Source organism: Microvirga sp. Mcv34 (assembly GCF_024519725.1).
Taxonomy (GTDB): Bacteria; Pseudomonadota; Alphaproteobacteria; order Rhizobiales; family Beijerinckiaceae; genus Microvirga.
Map to the genome: position 1 here is coordinate 40,944 of NZ_JALJRK010000009.1, position 24,627 is coordinate 65,570.

At 66.1% G+C, this 24,627-nt stretch carries 23 protein-coding genes and 1 tRNA gene; 11 read left to right on the forward strand and 13 right to left on the reverse strand.

Features of this window, described 5'->3' with window-relative positions; all coding sequences use genetic code 11:
* Window positions 1–34 precede the first annotated feature (34 nt).
* Window positions 35–1,456, reverse strand: a complete 1,422-nt coding sequence (locus OC446_RS07675) for an MATE family efflux transporter (RefSeq protein ID WP_262028456.1) — start codon at window positions 1,454–1,456, stop codon at window positions 35–37.
* Window positions 1,457–1,599: 143 nt separating this feature from the next.
* Between OC446_RS07675 and OC446_RS07680 the strand changes: the two genes are divergently transcribed.
* Entirely contained in the window at window positions 1,600–2,577 is a 978-nt protein-coding gene (locus OC446_RS07680) for an amidoligase family protein (RefSeq protein ID WP_262028457.1), read from the forward strand.
* Window positions 2,574–3,275, forward strand: a complete 702-nt coding sequence (locus tag OC446_RS07685; protein ID WP_262028458.1) for a gamma-glutamyl-gamma-aminobutyrate hydrolase family protein — start codon at window positions 2,574–2,576, stop codon at window positions 3,273–3,275. The genes OC446_RS07680 and OC446_RS07685 overlap by 4 nt, the downstream gene beginning before the upstream one ends.
* A gap of 105 nt (window positions 3,276–3,380) precedes the next feature.
* On the opposite strand, the gene OC446_RS07690 is transcribed toward OC446_RS07685, so the two are convergent.
* Window positions 3,381–4,898 carry a response regulator gene (locus OC446_RS07690; protein WP_262028459.1) on the reverse strand — a complete coding sequence of 506 codons (1,518 nt, stop codon included), beginning with the start codon at window positions 4,896–4,898 and terminating at the stop codon, window positions 3,381–3,383.
* 133 nt (window positions 4,899–5,031) lie between these two features.
* On the opposite strand from OC446_RS07690, the gene OC446_RS07695 reads away from it, so the two are divergent.
* From OC446_RS07695 to OC446_RS07710, 4 genes are all read left to right on the forward strand, one after another.
* Window positions 5,032–7,287: a glycoside hydrolase family 3 N-terminal domain-containing protein gene (locus tag OC446_RS07695; RefSeq protein WP_262028460.1), complete on the forward strand. Its 2,256-nt coding sequence runs from the start codon at window positions 5,032–5,034 to the stop codon at window positions 7,285–7,287.
* Between the two features lie 89 nt (window positions 7,288–7,376).
* Window positions 7,377–8,168, forward strand: a complete 792-nt coding sequence (locus OC446_RS07700) for a YoaK family protein (RefSeq protein WP_410055031.1) — start codon at window positions 7,377–7,379, stop codon at window positions 8,166–8,168.
* A 56-nt stretch (window positions 8,169–8,224) separates the two neighbouring features.
* Window positions 8,225–9,313 (forward strand): AI-2E family transporter, encoded by a 1,089-nt coding sequence (locus tag OC446_RS07705; RefSeq protein ID WP_262028461.1) that lies wholly within the window; start codon window positions 8,225–8,227, stop codon window positions 9,311–9,313.
* Window positions 9,314–9,367: 54 nt separating this feature from the next.
* Window positions 9,368–10,210 carry a DUF1206 domain-containing protein gene (locus OC446_RS07710; RefSeq protein ID WP_262028462.1) on the forward strand — a complete coding sequence of 281 codons (843 nt, stop codon included), beginning with the start codon at window positions 9,368–9,370 and terminating at the stop codon, window positions 10,208–10,210.
* Between the two features lie 22 nt (window positions 10,211–10,232).
* Here the strand turns inward: OC446_RS07710 and OC446_RS07715 are convergent.
* Window positions 10,233–10,309 (reverse strand) — tRNA-Arg (locus OC446_RS07715).
* Between the two features lie 141 nt (window positions 10,310–10,450).
* The gene (locus OC446_RS07720) at window positions 10,451–11,047 is read right to left on the reverse strand and encodes a hypothetical protein (protein ID WP_262028463.1); all 597 of its coding nucleotides are present in this window, start codon (window positions 11,045–11,047) and stop codon (window positions 10,451–10,453) included.
* A gap of 145 nt (window positions 11,048–11,192) precedes the next feature.
* Between OC446_RS07720 and OC446_RS07725 the strand changes: the two genes are divergently transcribed.
* From OC446_RS07725 to OC446_RS07735, 3 genes are read left to right on the forward strand one after another with little or no spacing between them, the layout of a single operon-like run.
* Window positions 11,193–11,405 (forward strand): sugar phosphorylase, encoded by a 213-nt coding sequence (locus tag OC446_RS07725; RefSeq protein ID WP_262028464.1) that lies wholly within the window; start codon window positions 11,193–11,195, stop codon window positions 11,403–11,405.
* Between the two features lie 44 nt (window positions 11,406–11,449).
* Entirely contained in the window at window positions 11,450–12,274 is an 825-nt protein-coding gene (locus OC446_RS07730; protein ID WP_262028465.1) for a thermonuclease family protein, read from the forward strand.
* A gap of 6 nt (window positions 12,275–12,280) precedes the next feature.
* The gene (locus tag OC446_RS07735; protein ID WP_262028466.1) at window positions 12,281–13,705 is read left to right on the forward strand and encodes a M48 family metalloprotease; all 1,425 of its coding nucleotides are present in this window, start codon (window positions 12,281–12,283) and stop codon (window positions 13,703–13,705) included.
* Window positions 13,706–13,779: 74 nt separating this feature from the next.
* Here OC446_RS07735 and OC446_RS07740 read toward each other — a convergent pair whose 3' ends face one another.
* From OC446_RS07740 to OC446_RS07765, 6 genes are all read right to left on the reverse strand, one after another.
* Window positions 13,780–14,652 carry an RNA polymerase factor sigma-32 gene (locus tag OC446_RS07740; protein ID WP_262028467.1) on the reverse strand — a complete coding sequence of 291 codons (873 nt, stop codon included), beginning with the start codon at window positions 14,650–14,652 and terminating at the stop codon, window positions 13,780–13,782.
* Window positions 14,653–14,813: 161 nt separating this feature from the next.
* Window positions 14,814–15,386, reverse strand: a complete 573-nt coding sequence (locus OC446_RS07745; RefSeq protein ID WP_262028468.1) for a CarD family transcriptional regulator — start codon at window positions 15,384–15,386, stop codon at window positions 14,814–14,816.
* 458 nt (window positions 15,387–15,844) lie between these two features.
* Window positions 15,845–16,183, reverse strand: coding sequence for a ferredoxin FdxA (gene fdxA / locus OC446_RS07750; protein ID WP_181050625.1), 339 nt, complete (start codon window positions 16,181–16,183; stop codon window positions 15,845–15,847).
* 56 nt (window positions 16,184–16,239) lie between these two features.
* Window positions 16,240–16,542, reverse strand: coding sequence for an RNA-binding S4 domain-containing protein (locus OC446_RS07755; RefSeq protein ID WP_262028469.1), 303 nt, complete (start codon window positions 16,540–16,542; stop codon window positions 16,240–16,242).
* Window positions 16,543–16,563: 21 nt separating this feature from the next.
* Window positions 16,564–19,689 carry a helicase-related protein gene (locus OC446_RS07760; protein WP_262028470.1) on the reverse strand — a complete coding sequence of 1,042 codons (3,126 nt, stop codon included), beginning with the start codon at window positions 19,687–19,689 and terminating at the stop codon, window positions 16,564–16,566.
* A gap of 194 nt (window positions 19,690–19,883) precedes the next feature.
* The gene (locus OC446_RS07765) at window positions 19,884–20,744 is read right to left on the reverse strand and encodes a DUF3108 domain-containing protein (RefSeq protein WP_262028471.1); all 861 of its coding nucleotides are present in this window, start codon (window positions 20,742–20,744) and stop codon (window positions 19,884–19,886) included.
* A 236-nt stretch (window positions 20,745–20,980) separates the two neighbouring features.
* Between OC446_RS07765 and rpmB the strand changes: the two genes are divergently transcribed.
* Together rpmB and OC446_RS07775 are read left to right on the forward strand one after the other, a co-directional pair.
* Window positions 20,981–21,271 (forward strand): 50S ribosomal protein L28, encoded by a 291-nt coding sequence (gene rpmB, locus OC446_RS07770; RefSeq protein ID WP_009493402.1) that lies wholly within the window; start codon window positions 20,981–20,983, stop codon window positions 21,269–21,271.
* Between the two features lie 109 nt (window positions 21,272–21,380).
* On the forward strand, window positions 21,381–22,013 hold the full coding sequence (locus OC446_RS07775) for a queuosine precursor transporter (RefSeq protein ID WP_262028472.1): 633 nt from the start codon (window positions 21,381–21,383) through the stop codon (window positions 22,011–22,013).
* A gap of 33 nt (window positions 22,014–22,046) precedes the next feature.
* On the opposite strand, the gene OC446_RS07780 is transcribed toward OC446_RS07775, so the two are convergent.
* The 3 genes from OC446_RS07780 to OC446_RS07790 are packed head-to-tail and all read right to left on the reverse strand — an operon-like array spanning window position 22,047 to window position 24,616.
* Complete coding sequence (locus tag OC446_RS07780) at window positions 22,047–22,796, reverse strand: peptidase (RefSeq protein WP_262028473.1); 750 nt, start codon at window positions 22,794–22,796, stop codon at window positions 22,047–22,049.
* Window positions 22,797–22,849: 53 nt separating this feature from the next.
* The gene (locus OC446_RS07785; protein ID WP_262028474.1) at window positions 22,850–23,668 is read right to left on the reverse strand and encodes a transglutaminase family protein; all 819 of its coding nucleotides are present in this window, start codon (window positions 23,666–23,668) and stop codon (window positions 22,850–22,852) included.
* A 3-nt stretch (window positions 23,669–23,671) separates the two neighbouring features.
* Window positions 23,672–24,616, reverse strand: coding sequence for an alpha-E domain-containing protein (locus tag OC446_RS07790; protein WP_262028475.1), 945 nt, complete (start codon window positions 24,614–24,616; stop codon window positions 23,672–23,674).
* Window positions 24,617–24,627: the final 11 nt, after the last annotated feature.

Below are 24,627 nucleotides of genomic sequence, written 5' to 3' on the forward strand. Positions count from 1 at the left end.
GAAGAGAGCTGATTCCACGTTCGTGGAAACAGCTCTAGCTCGCGAACGCCTCCTGAACGTCCCGCGGCGTCGCCGTGACCAGCCCCAGCCTGTCCCGGCGCAGCCAGCGCCACAGCATCAGGCAGGCCACCACGGCGAGCCCGCTGGCCAGCCCGATCCAGATGCCCACGCCCCGCAGCGACGTGCCGAAGGCCAGGGTGGCGCCGAGCGGCAGGCCTACGCCCCAATAGCCGAGCGCCGCGTAGATCATCGGCACGCGGGTATCCTGCAGCCCGCGCAGCATTCCGGCCCCGACCGCCTGCGCGCCGTCCACCAGCTGGAAGATGGCCGCCACCACCAGGAAGGTGCGTGCCAGCTCGATGACGAGCGCGTTCTTGGGATCGTTCACGTCCAGGAAGACGCCGAGCAGCAGGTGCGGGGCGAACAGCATGAGCGATGCCGTGACAGCCATGAAGCCGGTGCCGAGCGCGAAGGACGTCCATCCGGCCCGGGTGACGCCGGCCGCGTCCTGAGCGCCGTAGGCCCGGCCCACGCGCACCGTCACGGCCTGTCCGATGCCGAGCGGGACGGAGAAGCAGAAGGAGGCGATCTGCAGAGCGATCGCATGGGCGGCCAGTTCGCTCTCGCCGATCCGTCCCATCAGCATGGCGGCCGCATTGAAGATCGTCACCTCGAACATCAGCGTCAGGCCGATGGGCAGACCGATCTGCCAGAGGGTGCGGTAGCGCGGCCAGTCGGGCCGCCAGAAGCGCCCGAAGACGTGATAGCGCTTGAGGCGCGGATGGAGGGCGATCACCACGGCGAGCGCCACGAACATGAAGGCGCTCGAGATCACCGTGCCGAGCCCCGCCCCGACGAGCCCAAGGGTCGGCAGGCCGAGGGCGCCGAACATCAGCGCATAAGCCGCGCCGAAATTGACCGGAATGGCAAGCAGGCCGATGAACAGGGCCCAGCCGGGGCGCTCCAGGGCGGCCAGGAACGAGCGCAGCACCAGGAAGAGCAGGAACGGCAGAAGGCTCCATTGCAGGGCGCGGATATACTGGCCCGCATTGTGAGCGAGCGTGGGCGCCTGCCCGATGGCGAGCAGGATCGTCTCCCCGTTCCAGGCCACGATCCAGATCGGGACCGCGACGGTGACCGAGGCCCAGAAGCCCTGGCGTACCGTGCGGCGCACCTCGCGGACGGAATGGCGCTTGCGGCCGAGCTCCTCGGCGATCATCGGCGAGGTCGCGTTGACGAGGCCGATCCCGAAGATCAGGAAGGCGAAGTAGAGGTTGGTGCCGAGCGCGCCCGCCGCCAGAGCGTCCGATCCCATCCAGCCCATCAGAATGACGTCGGACGTGATCAGGGCGTTCTGCGCAATGGTGGCAAGAACCAGGGGCCAGCCGAGGGCCAGGGTCGCACGCAGCTCCGTCATCCAGGCAGCGCGCTCGAGGGTCGATTCTCTCGCGATCATGATGGCGCGCTTGTAACCAACCCGCAGGCGGAAAGCCACACCTGCGGAGCCGGGAGGAAGTCGTCCCGGAAGACGGAACCTGAGCGGAAGCGCGCCCGTTCATCCCATTGCTCACGTTTGCGTGTTCTTTTCCGGAGTTCTCGATGGCGCAGCCGGCGCTTTCAACCGAGATCGATTTCGAACTGCCGCCGGTCCTGCTCAACGAGCAGGGGCAGATGCGCACGGTCGGGATCGAGATCGAGTTCGTGGGCCCCTCGGCCGAGAGGACCGTTCAGGCCCTGCAGGAAGCGCTCGGCGGCCGGCTCATCGAGGTGGACCCCCATGCCTTCGCCCTGAAGGAATCATCCGTCGGCGACCTGACCGTGGAGCTCGACAGCCGGATCCTGCATCCCGGCAAGCAGGCCGGGACGCAGAAAGGCGTTCTGCCCAAGATCGCCGCCCTGTTCGGCTTCGCGGCCCGTTATCTCGTGCCGTGCGAACTCGTCACGGCGCCGATCCCGGTCGACCGGCTGCAGGAGCTCAACCGCATCCTGGCGATCCTGCGCAGGGTCGGCGCCAAAGGCACGCAGGATGGGCCCTTCTACGCCTTCGGCCTGCACTTCAACCCGGAAATTCCGCGCCGGGATGCCGCCACCCTCACGGCCTTCATGAAGAGTTTCGCCCTGCTCAATCCGTGGCTCCGGCGCGAGGCTTCGCCCGACGCCACGCGCAACCTGCTGGGCTTTGCCGATCCCTTCCCGGCCGAATACGTCCGCCGGATCGGCGATCCGAACTACTGGCCGGACATTCCCACCTTCATCGACGACTCTCTCGCCTACAATGCCACCCGGAACCGGGATCTCGATCTCCTGCCGCTGCTGCACGATTTCGATGCGGCGCGGGTTCGGGCCGTCCTGCCGAATGAGAAGATCAACGGCCGCCCCACCTTCCATTACCGCCTGCCCGATGCCCGGGTGAGCGATCCCGGCTGGAGCATCGCGCCGGACTGGAACCGCTGGGTCTGTGTCGAGCGGCTGGCCGCGGACCGGGAGAAGCTGGATGCGGTCGGGGCGGCCTACCTGTCGTTCGCGGGCGAGGACAAGAGCTGGGCCAACGTGGTGGAGCAGATCGTAAGGTCATGACGCGTCCCCTGATCGGCGTCACCACGTCAAGGCGTGGCGGATGGCGCAGCTACCTCATGCATCGGTTGGCCCTCTCCCGCGCGGGCGCGCGCGCCGTTCGCCTGATGCCCGGCCACCCGCTACCGACAGAGCCTCTGCAGGGGCTGGTGATCGGCGGCGGCGACGATATCGGCGCTGAGATCTACGGCGGCCAGGTTTTGCCGGATGTGCGCATCGATCCCGAGCGCGACAAACTGGAGCTCGGCCTACTCAAGGCGGCGCTTCCGGCCGGGCTGCCGATCCTCGGCATCTGCCGCGGCTCGCAGATGATCAACGTGGCGCTCGGCGGCACTCTGCACACTGACATCTACGAGGTCTATGTCCAGGCGCCGAAGATGCGCACGGTACTGCCGCGCAAGACCGTGACCATCGAACGGGGCTCGAGGCTCGACCGGATCCTGAAATGCAATCCCTGCCAGGTGAACGCGCTGCATCACCAGTCGGTCGACCGTCTCGGCCAGGGATTGAGAATCGCCGCCTGCGACGAGAGCGGCATCGTGCAGGCCATCGAGAGCGACAGCGCGCCGTTTCTGCTCGGCGTTCAATGGCATCCGGAGCTGCTGGTCTGGAAGAAGCCGCAGCAGCGACTGTTCGCGGCTCTCGCGGACGCGGCGCACGAGGCTGCGGCTCCGCTCTCAGCGACGGCGCTCGCTCTCTAGAACCGCGGACGTGAAATCCAACTCGCGTCCGAGGCTCTCACTGATTGGTTTGACGCATCTTTTCACGCAAAACCGGTTCTCCCTTTTGCGTTCGATGCTTTAGATTCAGCGTGCCCGCCGCGAGGTGCGCGGGAAGAACGGAATGACCTTGTTGTCGCTGTGCACGTTGAGGTGCCGCTGGATCGCCACATGCAGGTCGCGGCTGACGATGGGCTTCTGGAGCAGCGGAAACTCGCTGTCCCCACCGGCCAGGTCGGGATTGCCGGTGATCAGCAGCACGGGCAGGCTCGGGAAGACCTGCCGCACCTCGCGCGCCAGCATGACGCCGTTCATGCTCCCGGGCATGGCGACATCCGCCAGCACGAGGGCGGGCCGGCGCACGCTCAAGGATTTCACCGCCTGCGCCGCATCGGTGGCGATGCTGGTGACATAGCCGAATTCTTCCAGGGTCGATTGCAGCGCGAGCGCGACTTCGAGCTCGTCGTCCACGACGAGGATTTCCGTATGGCCCTGCACGCTCTCGTCCGGCGCCTCGTCATCGCTCAATGAGCTCGACGGCAACAGGGTCGCAGCATCGGTCCGCGGGATGTAGAGGAGGATCGAGGTCTCACCCCCGTCCCGCCGCACCTCCGATGCACCCCCGAGATCCTGCAGGAAGTGCAGGCTTTGGCGCAGGGACAGCCAGGAGGATAGGTCGAGATCCCGCACGGAGAAGGATTGCTCCAGATCGGTTTCCGGAGCATGGCGCACCTCCTCGGGGCCGGAGCTGCGGATGGCGAGCTGCACGAAATCGCCCTCGCGGGTGAGGTCCGGCAGCGAGCCTTTCTCGACCTGCACGTTCCGGGCTTCCAGCGTGATGGTGCCTCCCTGGGGCAAGGCATCCCGGACATGGGCGCTCAAGGTCACGATGGCGGTCTGGATGTCGTCCGGATTGGCCTCGATGGACCAGAGATCCTCCGCGAGCGAGACGCGCAGCTCGACCGTGTCGCGCAGCAGGGAGTGGCTCATGAGATCGGCCACCGTACTCACCTGCTCGGCGAGATTCACATACTGCACCTTGGTCTCGCCCTGCCGGGCGAAGGCGGTCGATTGGGCGATGAGCTTGGCGGCCTGGTCGGAAGCGACGAGAGCGGAGAGCAGCTTGCGCTGCAGGATCGGCTGATCCTTCAACTGGCGGGCCGCCGCATCGATGTTGGCGCTGATCACCATGAGTCGGTTGTTGAGATCGTGAGCGATGCCGTCCCGCAGCCGGTCGACTGCCTGTGCCTTCTGCATGCGGCGCAGGGCGTCGTCTTCCTCGGCGGCAGGCGTCTCCTCGAAAGCGGAGAACTCGGCGAAGGACAGGAGGGTCTCGGCGGGCGGCTCGAAGGGAGCGGCCGTCACGTCCTCGAACACCGTCAGTTCGTCGGACGCGCCATCGTCCTTGTGGCGGAAGGCCTGCTTGATCTGCCGCCCGATCAGCAGGGGAGCACCGGCGACGATCAGCAGGAAAAGCCCCGCCGACGCGGCCACGAGGGCCGAGTTTCTGACATAGGCCGCCGTCGCCAGCGCGAAGCCCGACATGATCAGGGCGCCGGACAGACTCAGCAGAGACAGCTTCAATGAGACGGGCAGCAGATGCATAAGGCGTTTCTAAAATATGATTTGACCTGACGCCCCCCAGACGCCACTTGCAACCTATCTTGTATAGCACGAACGGGCGGCAAGCGCGGGCGACCTCGCGATTAAGTGTTATTGTTCCATAAAGGAGATAATTGTGCGGCTTTCTGATGTCCCTGGCTTGGCGCAACTGGCCCTTGCATTGACCCTCACGGTCGCGTTTCTCCCAACGGCAAGTGCCCAGGAATCCCAAGAACAGGCCATCGAGCGCCGCGTGAACGAGCTTCTCGGCCGAATGACCCTGGAAGAAAAGGTCGGCCAGCTGAATCTTGTCTCCCACGGGCCGCCGCTGCGCTGGGAGGACATTTCGGAAGGGAAGGCCGGAGCCGTCCTGAACTTCAACAGCGCCCAGGATGTGGCGCGCGCCCAGGCACTGGTCCGACAAAGCCGCCTGAAGATTCCATTGCTCTTCGGGCTCGACGTGCTGCACGGATTCCGCACACAGTTTCCCTTGCCGCTGGGCGAGGCCGCGGCCTTCAGCCCGCGCGTCTCCCGCCTCGCCTCCGAATGGGCTGCCCGGGAAGCATCCTATGTGGGTGTGAACTGGACCTTCGCGCCCATGGCCGACCTGTCGCGCGACAGCCGCTGGGGCCGCATCGTCGAAGGCTTCGGCGAGGATCCCACGCTCGGCGCCACCCTCACGGCGGCCCGCGTCGAAGGCTTCCGCAAGGGCGGTCTCGCCGCTGCCGCCAAGCATTTCGCCGGCTACGGCGCTCCGCAGGGCGGGCGCGACTACGATACAACCTACATTCCCCGCGCGGAGATGTACGACACCTATCTGCCGCCGTTCCGGGCGGCGGTGGACGCCGGCACGGCGAGCTTCATGGCGGCCTTCAACGCCCTGAACGGCGAGCCTTCGACGGCCAATCCGTGGCTGCTGACGGACGTGCTGCGCACCCAATGGGGTTTCGACGGCTTCGTGACATCCGATTGGGTCGGCATCGGCGAGCTCGTCAACCACGGCATCGCGGCCGATGGCGCGGAGGCCGCCCGCAAGGCGATCCTCGCCGGCGTCGACATGGACATGATGGGGCAGCTCTACATCAATCATCTGCCCGACGAGGTGCGCGCCGGCCGGGTGCCGGAGAGCGTGATCGACGAATCCGTGCGGCGCGTGCTGCGCACCAAGTTCCGCCTTGGTCTGTTCGATCACCCCGACGTGGATTCCTCTCACCTGGATTCGGAATTTCCGTCGCCGGAGTCGCGCCAAGCCGCCCGCGAGGTTGCCCGTGAAACCTTCGTCCTGCTGCAGAATCGGGACGACGTGCTGCCGATCCCGTCGAAGGTCCGTTCCATCGCGGTCGTCGGCCCGCTCGCCGACGCGCCCCAGGACCAGATGGGCCCTCACGCGGCCCGTGGCCACAAGGAGGACAGCGTCACGATCCTCGAAGGCGTCCGCCGCCGCGCGCAGGATGCGGGCATCACGGTCCGGCATGCTCCGGCCTGCGACCTGTTCTGCCGCAACACGGATGCGCTGCCCGCCGCCATCGAGGCCGCCCGGCAGTCGGATTTCGTGATCGCCGTCTTCGGCGAGCCGCAGGAACTGTCGGGTGAGGCCGCTTCCCGGGCCAACATGGATCTCACCGGCCGGCAGATCGAGGTGCTGGAGGAGCTCGCCAGGACCGGCAAGCCCATCGCCCTCGTCATCATGGGCGGGCGCCCGCAGGTTCTCGGCCCGGTGGCAGACCGCATCCCGTCGATTCTGATGGTCTGGTATCCCGGGACGGAAGCGGGCCCCGCCGTGGCCGACGTGCTGTTCGGCGACGTAAGCCCGAGCGGCAAGCTTCCGCTCACCTGGCCGCGCGCCACGGGGCAGCTGCCGCTCTATTACAACCGCCTCCCCACCGGTCGTCCCACCCTCTCGGACAACCGCTTCACGGTGAAATACATCGACGAAGCGATCACGCCGCTCTACCCCTTCGGCTGGGGCCTGAGCTACACGCACTTCGCCTATTCCGATGCTCGGATCGCGAGCCTGCGGATCGACGAGGGGCAGGTTCTGGAGGTCTCCGTCACCGTGAAGAACACGGGCGCGCGGGACGGCCAGGAGGTCGTGCAGCTCTACACCCGGGATCCGGTGGCAAGCCGCAGCCGGCCTCTGCGCGAGCTGAAGGCCTTCGAGAAGATCGCCCTCAAGCCCGGCGAGACGAAGCAGGTGACCCTGCGGGTGCCGATCGAGTCGCTCGGCTTCCATCTCGACGACGGCACCTATCTCGTCGAGGCCGGCGCCATCCAGGTCTTCGTCGGCGGTTCGTCGCTCGCGGATCAGGTTGGCGAGGCCGAGATCCTCAAGACCTTCCGTATCCCGCCCCTGGAGCGCCGCGCCTCCGTATCGACCGGGGTCGCGCAGTAACGGACGGAGGCGGCTCATCGCCTGACAGCTCGGCGCGTCGCGACGAAAGCCGGATCCCCTTTTCCGCACGATGCGCTAAGCTGGCTGCCATGAGCGCCCAGTCGACGAAACCGGAAACGCGCGACTTCACCATCCGGGCGGTGAAGACCATCGCGGCTTTCGAGCGGACGAACGTGACGGATACCCTACTGGGAATGTCCCTCACCTTCGTGGCCGGAGCCATCAATGCGGGCGGGTTCCTCGCCGTCGGCCAGTACACGTCGCACATGTCGGGCATCTTCTCGTCCATGGCCGACAATCTCGCGTTGGGTTCGCTGGGTCTCGCGAGCCTTGGGCTTCTGGGCTTCCTGCCCTTCGTCATGGGCGCGGCCTGTTCGGCCATGCTGATCAACTGGGGCCGGCGGCATCACCTGGGCAGTCGCTACGCCATGCCCCTGATGCTCGAGTCCTTCCTGCTTCTCGGCTTCGGGATCCTGGGCTGGCTCGCCCACCCGTCGCCGGGTTTCGTGGCGATCGCGATCCCCCTGCTCTGCTTCATCATGGGCCTGCAGAACGCCACCGTGACCAAGATCTCGGGCGCGCGCATGCGCACCACCCACGTGACGGGGATCGTCACGGATATCGGCATCGAGCTTGGAAAACTTCTCTACTGGAACCGGAATCCGCATAATCCGGATAGGATCATGGCGGACCGCGAGAAGCTGCGCCTGCTCCTCCTGCTTCTCGCCTCGTTCTTCATCGGGGGCGTGATCGGAGCGGTCGGTTTCAGCCATGTCGGCTTCCTCTTCGCCCTGCCCTTCGCGCTCCTGCTGCTTCTGCTGGCCGGGCCGCCCCTCGCGGAGGATGCCGCGACCCTGGCCCGCCGGATGACGAAGCCCTGACACGCCATTGGCCCGGGGCCGAAGAAGCCTAGATCTCTTTCATGCAAGAGAAAGCCGTGGCTCCTCTGTCCCAGCCGTCAGACGGCGATGCTCCCGATGCCCGCGCCCGGCGGGTCACGCGCCTCATCGGCGCGCTGGCGCTCGTCGGGCTGACACTCTGGATGATCGGCTCCTACCTCACCGCCATTGGCTGGGCGGTGATCATCGCCATCAGCGTCTGGCCGCTTTATAGCCGCTTCCAGGCTCGCCTGGGAGGCTCGCGCCTCGCCGCTCCCCTGCTGACGACGATCGGCCTTGCCGTCCTCCTTCTCGTCCCGGTCGCCCTCGTGCTGACCGAGATCGGCCGGGAAAGCCAGTTCGTCATGGAATGGCTCACGCGGCTGCAGCAGAACGGCATGCCGGTGCCGGAATGGGTCCATCGACTGCCGCTCGTCGGCCAGCATCTGGACACCTGGTGGCAGGCCCATCTGGGGCGGCCGGAATCCGCCGGCCAGCTCCTGAGCGGCATCGACAGCCAGACCCTGACCGAGTGGTCGAGAACCCTCGGCGGCGCGCTGGCGACGCGCGTTCTCCATACCTTCCTGACGTTCCTGGTCCTGTTCATGCTCCTGCGCCACGGCCGCGACATCGGCCGGCACGTTCTCGCCGCCATCGACCGCTGGTTCGGCGCACCGGGCGAGCGCCTGGCGGAAACCATGGCGTCCGCCGTACGCGGAACGGTGAACGGGACGATCCTCGTGGCCGTGGGCGAAGCCGTCCTCATCGGCATCGGATTCGTGGTCGCGGGCGTGCCGCATGCCATCCTATTCGCCTTCCTGACCGCCGCCTTCGCCATGCTGCCCATGGGAGCCTGGTTCGCCTTCGTGACCGCCGCCATCGTGCTGGTTCTCGGCGGCGGTTCTGTTCTCGCGGCCGCGGGCGTCGTGGGATGGGGCGCGGCCGTCATGCTGATCGGCGACAATCTCGTTCAGCCAGCCCTGATCGGCGGCGCGGCGCACATTCCCTTCCTGTGGACCCTGTTCGGCATCCTCGGCGGGCTCGAAACCTTCGGCCTGATCGGCCTCTTCCTCGGCCCGGTCCTCATGGCCGCCCTCCTGACGATCTGGCGCCGGCAGAGCCGGGCCGCTCCGGATCATCCTCTTTGAGGAACATCTGCGAAGGCTGGACGGTTCACCCCTGACACGAAGGAGCCGCCTGTCATGCCCCGGATCAGCACCAACCCCGTCGAGGCCCTGGCCCGTTTCGGCTATGGAGCGCGGGGCGTGGTCTACGGCCTCGTCGGCGGCCTCGCCCTCCTCGCCGCCATCGGCTCGGGCGGGCAGACGGGAGGCAGCCGCAGCGCCCTGCAATCGCTGCTCTCGCAACCCTTCGGAAAGGTCTGGCTGGCCCTGATCGCCGTCGGCCTCTTCGGCTTCTGCGCCTGGCGGGTGATCGAAGCGTTGACCGATGCCGACAAGCGCGGCTCCGACGCCAAGGGCTGGGGCATCAGGGGAGCCCATCTGATCAGCGGCGTCATTTATGCGGGACTGGCCCTCTCGGCGTTGAACCTCGCCCTCGGCCGCGGCTCCTCGGGAGGCGGCGAAGACAAGGCGGCCCAGGACTGGACGGCCTGGCTCATGAGCCAGCCCTTCGGCCAATGGCTGGTCGGCCTCGTGGGCCTCGCTGTGGCGGGAGCGGGCGTCGCTTTCCTCTGGAAAGCCTGGCGCGGAAACGTGACGGAGCGCCTCTCGCTGCCCAGCGACAAGCACGACTGGTTCGTTACGCTCGGCCGCATGGGTTTCGCCGCCCGGGGCGTCGTGTTCCTGATGATCGGCAGCTTCCTGATCCTGGCGGCCCTCCACGCCTCGTCCTCGGACGTGCATGGCCTCGGCGGCGCACTCCAGGCCCTGCAGCGGCAACCCTATGGCTGGGTGCTCCTGGCCCTCACGGCCCTGGGCCTCTTCGCCTTCGGCCTCTTCGGCCTCGTCCAGGCCCGCTACCGCCACATCGACGCGCCTGATCTCGACGACGCCAAGGCGGCCGTCGCCCGGATGGCGCGGTGAGGAACAACATGCGTTGAAGGACTGGCGATCCCGGGAAGACTCGAACTTCCGACCTTCGGTTTAGGAAACCGCTGCTCTGTCCTGCTGAGCTACGGGACCGCTGAGAGGATGGGACTTAGCACGGTCGGCAGGGGCATTCCAGGGGGTTCGTGCCCTGGGCGCACGGCAAGTGGCGACGCGATCTGGGCCGACCGGGTCGTCGTGTCGCCGGCCAGGGGCACGGCGGCCCGGGCAGAGTGGCTAACGGGTCATGGATTCCGGCGACCGGACCGGGAGCATCAGGTGCTCGTAGGGCGTGTCCGGCCACATCACGTAAGGCTGCGTGGTATCGGGCTTCGCGGTGCGAGGGTAGCCCTCCATCATGCCCTTGGCCCCGACCACCATCACATGAGGCCCGGTCTCGACCCAATTGTTGTTCGGCTCGGGCTTCTGGGCATAGGGGTCGGTGTTGCTGGCATCCGTACCGCCGGCAAGCATGTACATGAAGCCGACCTTGTTCTGCGGCGGCTCCTTCTTTTCGAGCCAGGCCTGGGCCCATTCCATGGCGTTACGGTCGCCGCACATGGGATCGGGCCCCGGCGTGTTCGGATTGTCCGCCAAGCAGGTGAAACCGTTCGTCCCCTTGCGGACGACCCGGGTTTTCCCGTCCGATGAAACATCCACGATGGTCGCCTCCTTGGCGACAGCGGGTGGCGCCGCCGCCATGGCGCTCTTGATGATGTCCTCGTCGCTCATGGCGCCCGCCATGCCCTGATGCTGGGCGGATGCCGCGGGGATGAAACCGAGGGACGAGATGACGCTGCACGCGAACCAGGTGAGAGTGCGATGCCCATTCATGGCCCACCTCCTGTTACTGCGCGACCGGCGCCGCTCATTTTACGCCTCTCGGGCCCTTCAGGGGAGAGGCTGACGGCCGTCCCTTGCGCGGCCCCAAGGAACCGAGCTTGGCCCGACCCGGTTGAGAAGGAACCGGAGGCATATCATGGCGCAGACGCTTCGCGATTTCCTGAAACAGATAGAGAATCTTCCCCCTGACACCCTTCTCTGTGTCGCCGAGGTGGATGAGGCCTTCGCCGCTCATGTGGCCGAAATCGAAATCATCGAGGATGCGAAGGCCCAGAACCGCAAGGCGGAAGGAACGGAAGCGGTCGAGCTGGGCAACGGACGCCAGAGGGTCGTGGTCATCCGGTGGTAGAACAAGCGTAGCCGTTTCGCTCCGAATGGGTATGATCCCGTCCCATGACGGGATCGGCCCTGCGGACAGCATTAACCATCGGCATCGGGACGGCCCTCTTGCTGGCCGCTCCCACCGGATGGGCGCAGCCTGCCGCAGGCGGGCGGGCGGGCGCTGCGTGCACCGCGGAAGCCCGGCCCGACCGGCTCCAGGATCTCTCCCCGGACGGCGATCTCATCCTGGCGGAGCTCGGCCCGGCCCGGCTCGCCGGAATCCGGCTTCCGGATGCGCCCCCTTTCCGCGACCAAGCCCTCGCCTGGCTGCGGAATCACGCTGGCGAGGCCAGCCTCGTTCAGGGCACGGGCCAATCGGACCGCTGGGGCCGTAGACCCGTCCGCATCCGATCCATCGGCCCGATGCCTCCTGTCGATTGGAGCCACGGCCTCGTCGAGGTGGGCCTTGCCGTGACGGATGCAGGCTTGGACAATCCCTTCTGCCAACCGGAATTGCTCGCCATCGAGGCCAATGCCCGCGAACGACGCCTTGGTGTTTGGGCTGATGACCGCTATAAGCCCATGGACGTCGATCATTCCGAGCGTCTGCGGGCCCGAATCGGCACCTTCATTCTGGTCGAGGGGCGCGTCAGAAGCATCGGTGAGCGCAATCAGCGGACCTATTTGAACTTCGGGGAGCACTGGGCAGAAGACTTCACGATCATCATTCCTCGAAAAACCTGGAAGCAGATGTCCGACCGCGGCATGGGCGCCGAGGCGCTTAAGGGCCGGCGGATCAGGGCCCGAGGCGTTTTGCAGCCTTGGCAAGGGACAGCCTTCTCCATTGTCATTCCGGACATGATCGAACGCCTTGAAGGCGGCCGCCTGCCACGATGAACGAGCATGAGCACAATACGTCAGAGAGGTAGCTTTTCGTTAGTCGGCAGCGTCCTGCTTGCGGCCCTCGTTGCAGGCTGCTCGGGCTTCGGCGGCGATGTTTCGCTGCCGGCCAATGCGCCCCGCGTGATCGGCCCGGACCGGGACCGGGACCATCTCCGGCTCGTACGGGCGTTCGGAGGCGAGGGCCGGGCCCCGCAGCTCCAGCAGATGCTGACCGACGTGACGAACCGGCTCGTGATGGCCACCGACAGGCCCGACGAGGCCTTCCAGGTGACGATCCTCAACTCGCCCGTGGTCAATGCCTTCGCCCTGCCGAACGGACGCCTCTACGTCACGCGCGGGCTCCTGGCGCTCGCGAACGACACCTCCGAGGTCGCGGCTGTGCTCTCCCACGAGATCGCGCACGTCACCCTCCGTCACGCGTCCCAGCGCAGCGAATTGCAGGCCCGGTCGGACCTGATCGAGCGCGTGGCCGAGAATGTGCTGAACGATGCCGAAGAAGCTGCCATGGCGCAGAACCAGGCCCGTTCAGCCCTCGCCAGCTTCTCGCGAGCGCAGGAGCTCGAAGCGGACCAGACGGGCGTGAAGGTTCTGGCCCGGGCCGGGTTCGACCCCTACGGGGCTCCGCGTTTCCTCACGGCGCTCGGGCGCTCAAGCGCCAGTTCGGATTCCTCGACGGCCGAGCGGAACGCCTCCCACCCACGGACGGACGACCGGGTGGCGCGGGCGCTCCAGGCGGCACGGCGCACGGGCATGCAGGGAACGGGCGAGACAGGCCGCCTCGCCTATCTGACGGCGCTTGACGGCCTCTCCTACGGGGATGATCCGGCCGACGGTGTCGTGAAGGGCCGCCGGTTCATCCATTCGCGGCTTGGCGTCGCCTTCGAGGCGCCGGAGGGCTTCACACTTGAGAACACCTCCCAGGCGGTTCTCGGCGCATCCGGGGACAGCGAGCGCCGCCTTCTGTTCGACGCCGCCGATACGCCGCTCGGACAGAGCCTCGAGGATGTGCTGCGCTCCACTTGGACGGATACGATCGAGCCCGGCACCCTCACGATCGGCACGGTGAACGGGCTTCCGGTGGTCACCGCCCTGTCCAATGGAAAGGAATGGACCTTCCGTCTCTCGGCGATCCGGATCGGCAACACCACCTTCCGGCTCATCATGGCGACCCGCGGGAACAGGGGAGACCTGGAAGGCATCTTCCAGCAGACCCTCAACAGCGTCCGTCAGGTGCAGCCTGACGAAGCCCGCCGGATCAGGCCCCTGAAGCTGCAGGTCGTCACCGCCCAGCGGGGGGACACGGCTCAGAACCTGGCAGCCCGGATGCCCGTCGACAGGGCATTCGACAAGTTCCTGCTGCTCAACGGCCTGAACCGGAGCGACGCGCTCAAGGTGGGCGAGCGCTACAAGATCGTCGTCGAGTAACGCCGCCAAGCTCAAACGAAAACGGCGAAGCGGGTACCCGCTTCGCCGATGAGAATCCTTGTTTCGCAGCTGAATCAGACGAAAGCGCCGGAAGCCTGCGGGTACTTTTCGACCAGGGCGCGCTTGAGCTTTTCCAGGGCACGGTTCTCGATCTGGCGCACGCGCTCCTTCGAGATCCCCAGGCGGTCGCCCAAGAATTCCAGGGTCACCTGCTCGTCATCGAGACGGCGGGCGCGCAGGATCCGCAATTCGCGCTCGTTCAGCACTTCCAGGGCCTGTTGCAGCCAGCGCACGCGGCGCTCGGTGTCGATCACGTCGGTGACGCTCTCGTCGGGAAGCGGGCTGTTGTCGACGAGGAATTCCACGCGCTCGGCGGAGTTCCCCGCGTCGGCGTCCAGAACCGGCGCATTAAGGGACGTGTCGGGTGCCGAGAGCCGGGCATCCATGAGAGCCACGTCGGCCTTCGATACGCCGATCGCCTCGGCGATCTTCGCATGCACTTCGGAAGAAATGCGGTCCTCGCCACCGCGGGTCAGGCGCGCGCGCAGGCGGCGCAGGTTGAAGAAAAGCGCCTTCTGGGCGGAACTCGTTCCGCCGCGGACGATTGACCAGTTGCGAAGGATGTAATCTTGCACGGAGGCACGGATCCACCAGGTCGCATAGGTCGAGAAACGGACTTCACGCTCAGGCTCGAACCGAGCGGCGGCTTCGAGAAGCCCCACATGGCCTTCCTGAACGAGATCGGCCATCGGAAGGCCGTAGTGACGGAAACGGGCTGCCAGCGCGATCACGAGGCGCATGTGGGCAGCAGTCAGTTGATGAAGCGCCGCCTCATCGCGGTTCTCTTTCCAGCGCACGGCAAGAAGGTGCTCCTCCTCCCGCTCAAGAAAAGGTGCATTCATGGCTGCGCGGACGAACCGGCGGCGAACCCCTGAGATTTCTCCCATTGTGTGCTCTCCCTTGGCAGAGACACAACGAGCGAGGCCGCGAAAAGTTCATTTCTCACAGCCAAGTTTTGCAAAATAGATTCCAAGCCTTGAAAAACAAGGCTCTGAAAAAGAAAAAGCCCGGCTGGCGCCGGGCTTTTCGGGAATGGAGGCGCCCGGGATCAGGCGGCTTCTTCCTGGAGGTCGTCGCCTTCGGCCTCGGCACCCTTGGCGCGGCGAGGAGACTTGGCGAGGCTCTGCTCGATGAGCTTGAGGGCCTCCGTATCCGTGATCTTGTTCACGGCGGCGATTTCGCGGATCACCCGATCGAGGGCGGATTCGTAGAGCTGGCGCTCGCTGTAGGACTGCTCGGGCTGGGCCTCGGAGCGGTAGAGATCGCGCACGACCTCCGTGACGGCGATCAGGTCGCCGGAATTGATCTTCGCCTCATATTCCTGCGCGCGGCGCGACCACATGGTGCGCTTCACGCGGGCACGACCCGTCAGCACGTCCAGAGCCTTCTGCACCAGGGCCGGTTCGGCAAGCTTGCGCATGCCCACAGTGGAAGCCTTACCGGTCGGTACGCGAAGGACCATCTTGTCCTTGTCGAACGAGACCACGTAGAGCTCCAGCTTGAAGCCTGCAATTTCCTGCTCTTCGATGGCCGTGATGCGGCCGACACCGTGAGCGGGATACACGATCGCTTCACCGGACTTGAACCCAAGGCGCTGGGCGGACTTCTTGGCGGTTGTCATGCGAGAGAGGCCTCCTTGCATGGTCCTCGCTTGGCAGCGAGGAAGCTGTGGTTCCACTGGGCAGGGACCCAGGGGAACGAGGATCGAGATTGAGCATCACGGAACTTGACTATTCCGCTCGTCTCCCTGATGTAAGCCAGCGGCTCAATACGCTCATACCCTTGACCAAGGCAGCGACGCTCCCTTAAGTCAAAGGACGCGAATCTTTGCTTCAATTATGCGAACCGCCGGTCTGCAGGGACGGTGCACGGCTTGAGCGCAAGCGACGGCATTTGCGGACCCTATCACAGTCCGGCCGAAAAAGCAAAAATATTTCAACGGGCAGCGTAAATCAGGCCCTTTATGGCCGCGCTTAGAAAGCTAACGCATCGTGAGGGAACTGGTTCCGGTTTCGGCCTCGAGCCAGCCGAGATGCGAACGCAATGGGAGCTGCTCGTAAGGCGGGCCCCGGTCCGTTATCAGTCGCCTTCACCCGGGTTGGCTGAGAAATAAGCCTCGAACTTGCCTGCGACGCCATCGAATTCCTTGGCGTCGGCGGGCGCATCCTTCTTGATGGTGATGTTGGGCCAGCTCTTGGCCATGTCGGCATTGAGCTTCAGCCATTGCTCGAGGCCCGGCTCCGCATCGGGCTTGATCGCCTCGGCGGGGCATTCCGGCTCGCAGACGCCGCAATCGATGCACTCGTCGGGATGGATGACGAGCATGTTCTCGCCCTCGTAGAAGCAATCGACCGGGCACACCTCGACGCAGTCCATGTATTTGCACTTGATGCAATTTTCAGTGACGACGTAGGTCATGCACGGTCCTTCGAGGGTCTGTTCGAACGTCAGCGAAACGGCGATATTCCGCCGCTCTAGCTCTTGTCGGGGTCGCTGACAAGCGCCGCGTTGTCCCGGTTGAGGTCTATGTAGAGCTGCCTTGCTTCCGGCGCAGGGCCGCGCCGGTCGCCGAGGCTTTCGACCCGGATCACCAGGGTGGTGCGGGCCAAGGCCAGGGTGATCACGTCGCCGACCGCGACCGCCTTGGCGGCATTGTCGGTGCGCTGGCCGTTGAGCCGGACGAAGCCGCCGGTGACCAGCTTGGCCGCCAGCGTCCTGGTCTTCGCGAAGCGTGCGAACCACAGCCACTTGTCGAGCCGCTGCCGGTCCTCACGCATGCGCGTCGCATCCCTTCTTGCTTACTTCTTGTTGTCCTCGAGCTGCGCCTTGAGGGCCATCAGCTTGGCGAAGGGCGAGTTCGGGTCCGGCTGCTTCTCGCGACGCTCGTGCCCGGCCTCGCGCCGGTTGTCCGGGCGCTTGTCGGGACGGGGACCGCGACGGTCCTCCCCGCGGCCGGGACCGCGCGGCGGACGGTTCTGCGGACGACCGCCCTCCCCTTGCGCCTCCCGGCGCTCGGGACGCGGACGGCGCTCGCCGGGCTCGCCCTGGGCTTCGCCGCCATGACGCTGGCGACGCTCGCCGCGCTCCTGGTGACGACCGCCACGGGACTCGCGGCCATGCCGGGCCTGTCCGCCCTCGTGGTGGCGGCGGCCCTGGCGCCAGACCTCGATCAGCTCGGGCTCGGCAGGCGTTTCAGCCGCCGCAGCCTCGGTCGAGGCCTCGGCGGGGGCCAGGAGTTCGCCTTCGGGCGAAGCCACGGCCTCGGCGGCGCTAGCCTCCACCTCCTGCTGGGACACGGTGGCCTCGGGGGCCTCGACGGCCACGGCGCCGATCTCTTCGGTGCCGACGGCAGCCTCGGACGCATCCGCCGGAGCCTGGTCGACCGGAGCCGGAGCATCAGCCTCGGCGGCAGCGGCCGGGGCCTCGACGACCTTCGGAGCCTCGACCAGCGGCACCGTGATGGCGGGACCGGGACGGCGCTCCACCACATAGCCGAGGGATTTGAGGATCGTGGCGAAATCCTCGCCCGCGCAGCCCACGAGCGAGGTCATGGACACGGTCGGGACGAAGCTCTCCCCATCGGCCGCACCGGCCGGCGGCTCGCCGGGGGTGATGCCGGGACGATAGGCGATGGCGGGACGGATCAGGTCGGCCAGGCGCTCCAGGATGTCGACGCGCACGGCGCGGCCGCCGAGCACGCGGAAGCCGGCCGCGCGATAGAGGCCGTGGGCGATCTCGGGATCGACCGGGATCGAGGTCCGGCCGGACTGGGCGAGATGGGCGATCTCGTCGATGCCCTTCTGGTCGAGGCCGCCGTTCTGCAGGGCCCAGAGCTGGGTCGCCAGGACGCGGGGCGCCGGCTTCAGGAGGGCAGGCAGATAAAGGTGGTAGGCGCCGAACCGGACACCGGCCTTGCGCAGGGCGCCGCGGGCATCCTGGTCGAGGCTGCGCACGTCGTTGAGAACCTTCGCGCGTTCAAGGACGCCCAGGGCCTCGCCGATCTGGAACCCGATGCCGCGGGCGAGGCCCGTCAGCTCGGCGCTGTCCTCGAGCTGCAGCAGGGGACCGAGCAGACGCACCACATAGGCCTTCAGCCAGGCGCGCAGGCGGGTGTCCACCTTCTCCCGGGCCGGGCCCGTGAGGTGCTCGTCCGATAGGATGCGCACGCGGGGCTCGAACAGCTTGTCGCCGGCCTCCAGCTTGGCGACCGGGTCGCCCGTCCAGCGGATCGTGCCGTCGTTCGACAGCACGAGCATGGCATCGGGAGCCTCGGCGAACCGGTCCGCCCGCGCGTCGATCTCCCCGGCAAGCGCCTTGCTGGCCGCATTGCGCAGGGTCTTGGCCTCCGTAGTGTCGGCCTGGGGATCGGGCACGAAATGAAAGCCGTGCAGGTGACCGATGTGCTGACCCTCGACGGTGACGTCGCCGGTGGTCGTGATTTCCGCTTCGAGCATCGTTTTCTCTCTCAAGCGCCGCATGAGAACGCTCGTCCGCCGATCGATGAATCGTTGGGCGAGGCGTTCATGGAGCGCATCCGATAGCTTGTCCTCTACCTGACGCGCAACATCCTGCCAATGCTCTGGATCCTTCAACCAGTCGGGACGGTTAGCGACGAAGGACCAGGTCCGGACCTGGGCGATGCGGTTGGAGAGGGTATCGATATCCCCGTCCGTCCGGTCCATGGCGGACAGATGGCGGGAAAACCAGTCGGCCGGGATGGCCCCGTCCTTCATGAGGAAACGATAGAGCTGGCCGACGAGATCCGCATGAGTCTGCGGGGAAACCTTCCGGTAATCCGGCACCTGACAGATCTGCCAGAGCCGTTCCACGGCATATTGGGTACGGGTCATCGCCCGGATGTCGTCCTCCCGGGCCAGGACCTCGAGGGCGGTCACGTCCTCGCCCGTGGGCGCCCGCACGAGGCCGTGTTCCCTCGGCTGCAGGCCGAGGGAATCGCGGAGGCGGGCAAGGGAGGAGAAATCCAGGTCCGGGTTGCGCCATTGCAGGATTCGCACCGGGTCGAAGGTGTGATTCTCGAGCGCCTCGACGGTTTCCGCATCGAAAGGCGGGCAGCGCCCCGTGGAGCCGAAGGTGCCGTCGCGCATGTAGCGGCCGGCACGGCCGGCAATCTGGGCGAGTTCGGGATTGTTGAGCTTGCGGAACTGGAACCCGTCGAACTTCTTGTCGGACGCGAAGGCCACATGGTCCACGTCGAGATTGAGCCCCATGCCGATGGCGTCGGTGGCGATCAGGTAGTCCACGTCCCCGTTCTGATAGAGCTCGACCTGGGCGTTGCGGGTCCGAGGCGACAGGGCCCCCAGCACCACCGCGGCGCCGCCGCTCTGGCGCCGGATCAGCTCGGCGATGCCGTAGACCTCCTCGGCCGAGAAGGCCACGATGGCCGAGCGGCGCGGCAGGCGCGAGACCTTCTTCTCGCCCGCGAAGGACAGCTTCGACAGGCGCGGCCGCGTGACCACGTGCACGCCGGGGATCAGGGCCTCGATCAGGGGGCGCATGGTGGCCGAGCCGATGAGGAGCGTCTCCTCGCGCCCGCGCTGGTTCAGCAGGCGGTCCGTGAACACGTGGCCCCGGTCCAGGTCGCTGGCGAGCTGGATCTCGTCCACGGCCACGAAGGCGAGATCGAGATCCCGCGGCATGGCCTCGACGGTGGAGATCCAGTAGCGCGGCCGGTCCGGCTTGATCTTCTCCTCGCCCGTGATCAGGGCGACGTTGTGATGCCCCGCCTTCTCCACCACGCGGTTGTAGACCTCGCGGGCCAAGAGGCGCAGGGGCAGGCCGATCATGCCGCTGTCGTGACCGAGCATGCGCTCGATCGCCAGGTGGGTCTTGCCGGTATTGGTGGGGCCGAGCACGGCGGTCACGCCGCGCGCACGCACTTGCGGGGGAAGGGAACGACGGGACATGCCTGGATGACGGGTAATGCTGAAAAGGTCCCGGAATGAGAGCCGAGAGGCTTTAGAGCCGGAGACCGGCGCCAGGAGCCTTCCCTACGAAGCAGCCTCGAGCCCATGCGGCAGGCTGCGGTTAACCCCTTATATGGTGCCGCAGCGCGCTTTCGCTACCTGAAACGGCATGAATCCCGAGGGGTTTTCAGGACTTACTGAACGATCTCGGCCTTGACGGTCTCGTCGGCCTTCATGGCCTTGCGGGACGGCGCAGGCGATTTACCGTCCTCCAGGGACCAGAGGGAGGCCTGCATCTCGCCCATGCCGATCATGGTGCGCACGGAGACCTTGACCGGAAAGAGCACGCGCGGCCCCTCGACGGGCGCCAGCCACACGGACATGTCCTTGTTGTCCTGCATGAACTTGGTGCCCGGGCGTTCGCTGCGATGGCCGGAGATCGGCACGTAGCGGGCATTGCACACGAGGACGGGCCCGGAATAGCCCGGCACCTCGACCTTCTTCGTCTCCGCATAGGAGAGCACCACGTTCATCCGGGAGGCGCCGTCGAAGACCGGGAGAGTCCGGTCGCAATTGGCCGGATCGGTCAGGCTCTTCGACGCCACGGCCGGCATGAGCAGCGCGCTCATGGGATCGACCACGCCCTTCTTGTCGGCCGCCTTGACGGGAACTCGGTCGGGCTTGGGCTCCAGGGGCGGGTCGATCTCGACCTGGGCCACCCGGCCGCTGCGAATTCCCATGCGGACGATGCGCTGGTTGTCGGAGGTCTTCGACACCACGGAGAAGTTGTTCGAGCGGGGCGGTGCGTCGCCGTCCAGGGTGCCGGAGGCATTGGCCTCGCCCCGGCCGCCGGTCAGGATCATGGCGAGCCCGGTGAGCTTCGCCCGTCCTTCCATCTCGTATTTCGCCCCCTTGAAGGACGACGACAGGTCTGCCTTGCCCAGGGGCAGGCCGGCCAGGGTGATGTCGTAGCTCACTTTCAGGGTCTGGGCGTGCGCAAGCGAGGCCGATCCGGCGAAAGCCAACGTCACGAGAGCTGAGGCGATGAGGCGCATGGAGGCTATCCTGATAGTCTATTCCGTTGCATCGCACGAGATTCGGAATAAATCATGACCGCGCTGCTTCAAAAAAACGAGATGCGGCGTCGCACTATTCTTGACGTCCTCCCCTTTTTTGGCCTATAGGCTCCCACCTTCCAAGGACTTCTGGTGTCCGGCCGCGTGGGATCTGCGATCAGGCAAACCCGCGAATTTGTGGTCGCGACCCTTCATAGACGAATAGGATTGAACCCATGTCGCGCCGTTGCGAACTGACCGGCAAGGCCGTGCTGAGTGGCCACCTGGTGAGCCACTCGAACCGCAAGACGAAGCGGAAGTTCCTGCCGAACCTCTGCAACGTCACGCTCCAGTCTGACACCCTGCAGCGCTCCGTGCGCCTGCGCGTCTCCGCCAATGCGCTCCGCTCGGTCGAGCACCGCGGCGGCCTCGACGCCTTCCTGGCCAAGGCCAAGGCGGGAGAGCTCTCCACCACCGCTCTGGCGGTGAAGCGCGAGATCGAGAAGAAGCTCGCTGCCGCGAGCTGATCTCGGATCGCCAGTGAATCGGCTTTGCGGGCGGCCTCGGTGCCGCCCGTTTTGCGTTGCATGAAGCCTTAGCTGTTGGCTCAAGAGACACCATCCACGAGAGACCGCCATGTCCCAGATCGACCGCCGCGACTTCCTCATTGCCCTAGCGGCCATGACCCTGGTCGTCCTCTCGTCGAATATCCTGGTCCAGTATCCCTTCCAGCATCTGGGCCTGGGCGATTACCTGACCTGGGGTGCCTTCAGCTATCCATTCTCGTTCCTGGTCACCGACCTGTCGAACCGGCGGTTCGGCCCCAAAGGCGCCCGCCGGGTGGTCTATGCCGGCTTCGCGCTGGCGGTGGTGCTCTCGGTCCTTCTCGCATCCCCCCGCATCGCGATCGCCTCGGGAGCGGCCTTCCTGGTGGCCCAGCTCCTCGACATCCAGATCTTCTTCCGCCTGCGCGGCCATGCCTGGTGGATGCCGCCCTTCGTGTCCTCGGTGATCTCGTCTGGTCTGGACACCGCGATCTTCTTCTCCTTCGCATTCTATTGCGGCGTGGTGCCCGGCCTCGGCCTCACCGTCAGCGAGGCGCTCGGCCATGCCGGTATCGTGGATCAGTGCATCGCCCTGCCCTGGACCAATCTGGCGGTGGCAGACTACCTGGTGAAGCTCGCGCTCGCGGCGATCTCGATCGCTCCCTATGGGGCGATCCTGCGGCTCATGCGCTACGAGGCGAAGCATCACCATCGGGCCGCTTGAACCGTCGCCGGTCGAGCTGCCGATAATCCGAGATCAGAGAACCTCTTCCGCATAGGGCGGGTGCGGAATCGCCTGATGGGCCGCGCGCAGTGCGGCGGACCAGCGCTCGCGCAGGTCGCGGAAATACGGCTCGTCCTCCTGGATCCGATAGGTCACTTGGGCCTTTAAGGCATCGCGCCTCGCCACCACGATGTCGATCGGCAGGCCGACGCCGAGATTGGATTTCAGGGTCGAATCCATGGAGATGAGGCCGAGCTTCAGGGCCTCCACGAGGCTCGTGCCGTGGGAGATCGCCCGGTCGAGGATCGGCTTGCCGTATTTCGGCTCCCCGATCTGCAGGAAGGGCGTATCGACGGTGGCCTCGATGGCGTTGCCGGCGGAATAGACCTGATAGAGCCGCATCGGGCCCGGGCCGATCTGCCCCCCGAGCAGCATGGTGACGTCGAAGGTCATCTGACGCTTCTCGATCTCGATTCCGTCGACCTCATAAACCTGGCGGATGGCGCGGCCGACGAGCTGGGCGGCCTTGAACATGCTCGGCACCGTCAGCAGCGTTTCCACCGCGCCGGTTTCGGGATTCTCGAGCCCCTCTGTCAGCAGGGACATGACGGACTGGCTGGCCGAGAGATTGCCCGCCGTGGCCAGCGTGAGGATGCGCTCGCCGGGTTTCTCGAACAGGTGCAGCTTGCGGAAGGTCGCGATGTTGTCGACGCCCGCATTGGTGCGCGTATCGGCGATCATGACGAGGCCGTCCCGCACCAGGATGCCGACACAATACGTCATGGGGGTTCCTCCTGGGGCCTTCTGGTCGAGCTGCTCTGTTGTCGAGGCCATTCTCACGCCTGCGATTGACGGGCGCTTTCGATCCTCAGACGAACGTCGAGCGCTTCACGGGTAATACCGTAATAGCTCCCTCGAACCGGGGCCGCATCAAGATAATCGAGCCCGATGGCCAATCGGACGTAGTGTTCCGTAGCGGAAACAGCATTGGCCGGGTCGAAACTCACCCAGCCGAGATCCGGAAGCCAGGCTTCCGCCCAGGCATGGCCCGCCTCCTGCTCGACCTCGCCGGGCTTGTGCAGATAGCCTGAAACGTAGCGCGCCGGGATCTTCAAGGACCGCGCCGCGCTCACGAAGACATGCGTGAAGTCCTGGCAGACTCCATGGCCCGCCGCGAAAGCGTCCGCTCCCGTCGTCGTGGCGTTGGTGGCTTGCGTGTCGAAGCGCAGGCGCTCGGGGATGGCGTTCAGGAGCGCATGGGCCTGGTCCAGCGGATCGGTGAAGCGGCCGGCCGTGAGCTCGGCGAATTCGCGGATGGCGGCATCGGCCCGGGTCAGGGGCGTATCCCGCAGGTAGAAGATTTCGGGAAAGCGCTCCACCGCTCCCCGGACGATTCCGGCCGTATCCGTGGTCTCGATCTCGCCGGCCACATGCAGGGTGATCTGGCTCACAGGACCGGAGACGGACAGGCTGTGGACGATGTTGCCGTACCAGTCCTCCCGGCGCATGAGCCGGCCGTCGCCGTCCATGTCGATGTTCCAGGACAGGACCGTCTGGCAGTCGCTGCCACGCGGCGTCAGCCGCAGAAGCTGGATCGCCGACCGGGCGGGCTCGCTGTAGTGATAGACCGTCTCGTGGGTGATGCGGATGCGCATGGGTCAGCCCAGATACTGGTTCGTGATGGCCTGTCCGAGCCGGTTGTTCTCGGCAAGAAAGTCCTGCAGGAATTCGTGCAGCCCGTGCTGGAAGATCTCCTCGATGTTCTGGTTCGCGAGGCGCGCATGAGTCGCACGTGCCTGTCGCTGCGCCGCTCCCGACGTTCCATAACGGTGAGAGATGTCATCGAGGTTGCGGGAGAGGAACGCGTAGCAGGCGGCGAGCGAGCGCGGCATCTCCTCGCGCAGGATCAGGAGATCGGCCACGAGCCAGGGCCGCAGGTTCTGGTGATAGACCCATTGATAGCTCACCAGCGCCGAGACCGAGCGCAGGATGGCGGCCCATTGATAATAATCGATGCCCCCGCCCACCGCCGCGTCCTGCGGCAGGAGCACGTGGTATTTCACGTCCAGCACCCGTGCGGTGTTGTCGGCGCGCTCGATATAGACGCCGAGCCGCGAGAACCAGTAGGCGTCGTTGCGCAGCATGGTGCGCATGGCGGAGCCGTCGTAGCGCAGCGAGGCTTCCTTCACGAGGTTCAGGAAGCGGGGCAGATCCTCGACGTTGATCTTCTTCGACCGGTAGCGGCGCAGGTCCAGCCACGCGGAGTTGATCGCCTCCCACATCTCGGAGGTCAGCGCGGAGCGCACGGAGCGGGCATTCTGCCGCGCCGTGTCGAAGCTGCTCTGGATGCTCGACGGATTGGCCTCGGAGAAGGCCAGGAACTCGATCACGTTCGCCGGCGTCGCATCCCCGTAGACGGCGCGGAATTGATCGATACCGCCGGCCGTGACGAGAGCCGATTCCCATTCATTGGTCTCGACCCCGTTATAGGAGATCGGCATCGAGGCCATGCGATAGGCGACATCGAGAATGCGCGCCGTGTTCTCGGCCCGCTCCACGTAGCGGGAGAGCCAATAGAGGCTGTCGGCATCACGACTCAGCACGCGAAACGCTC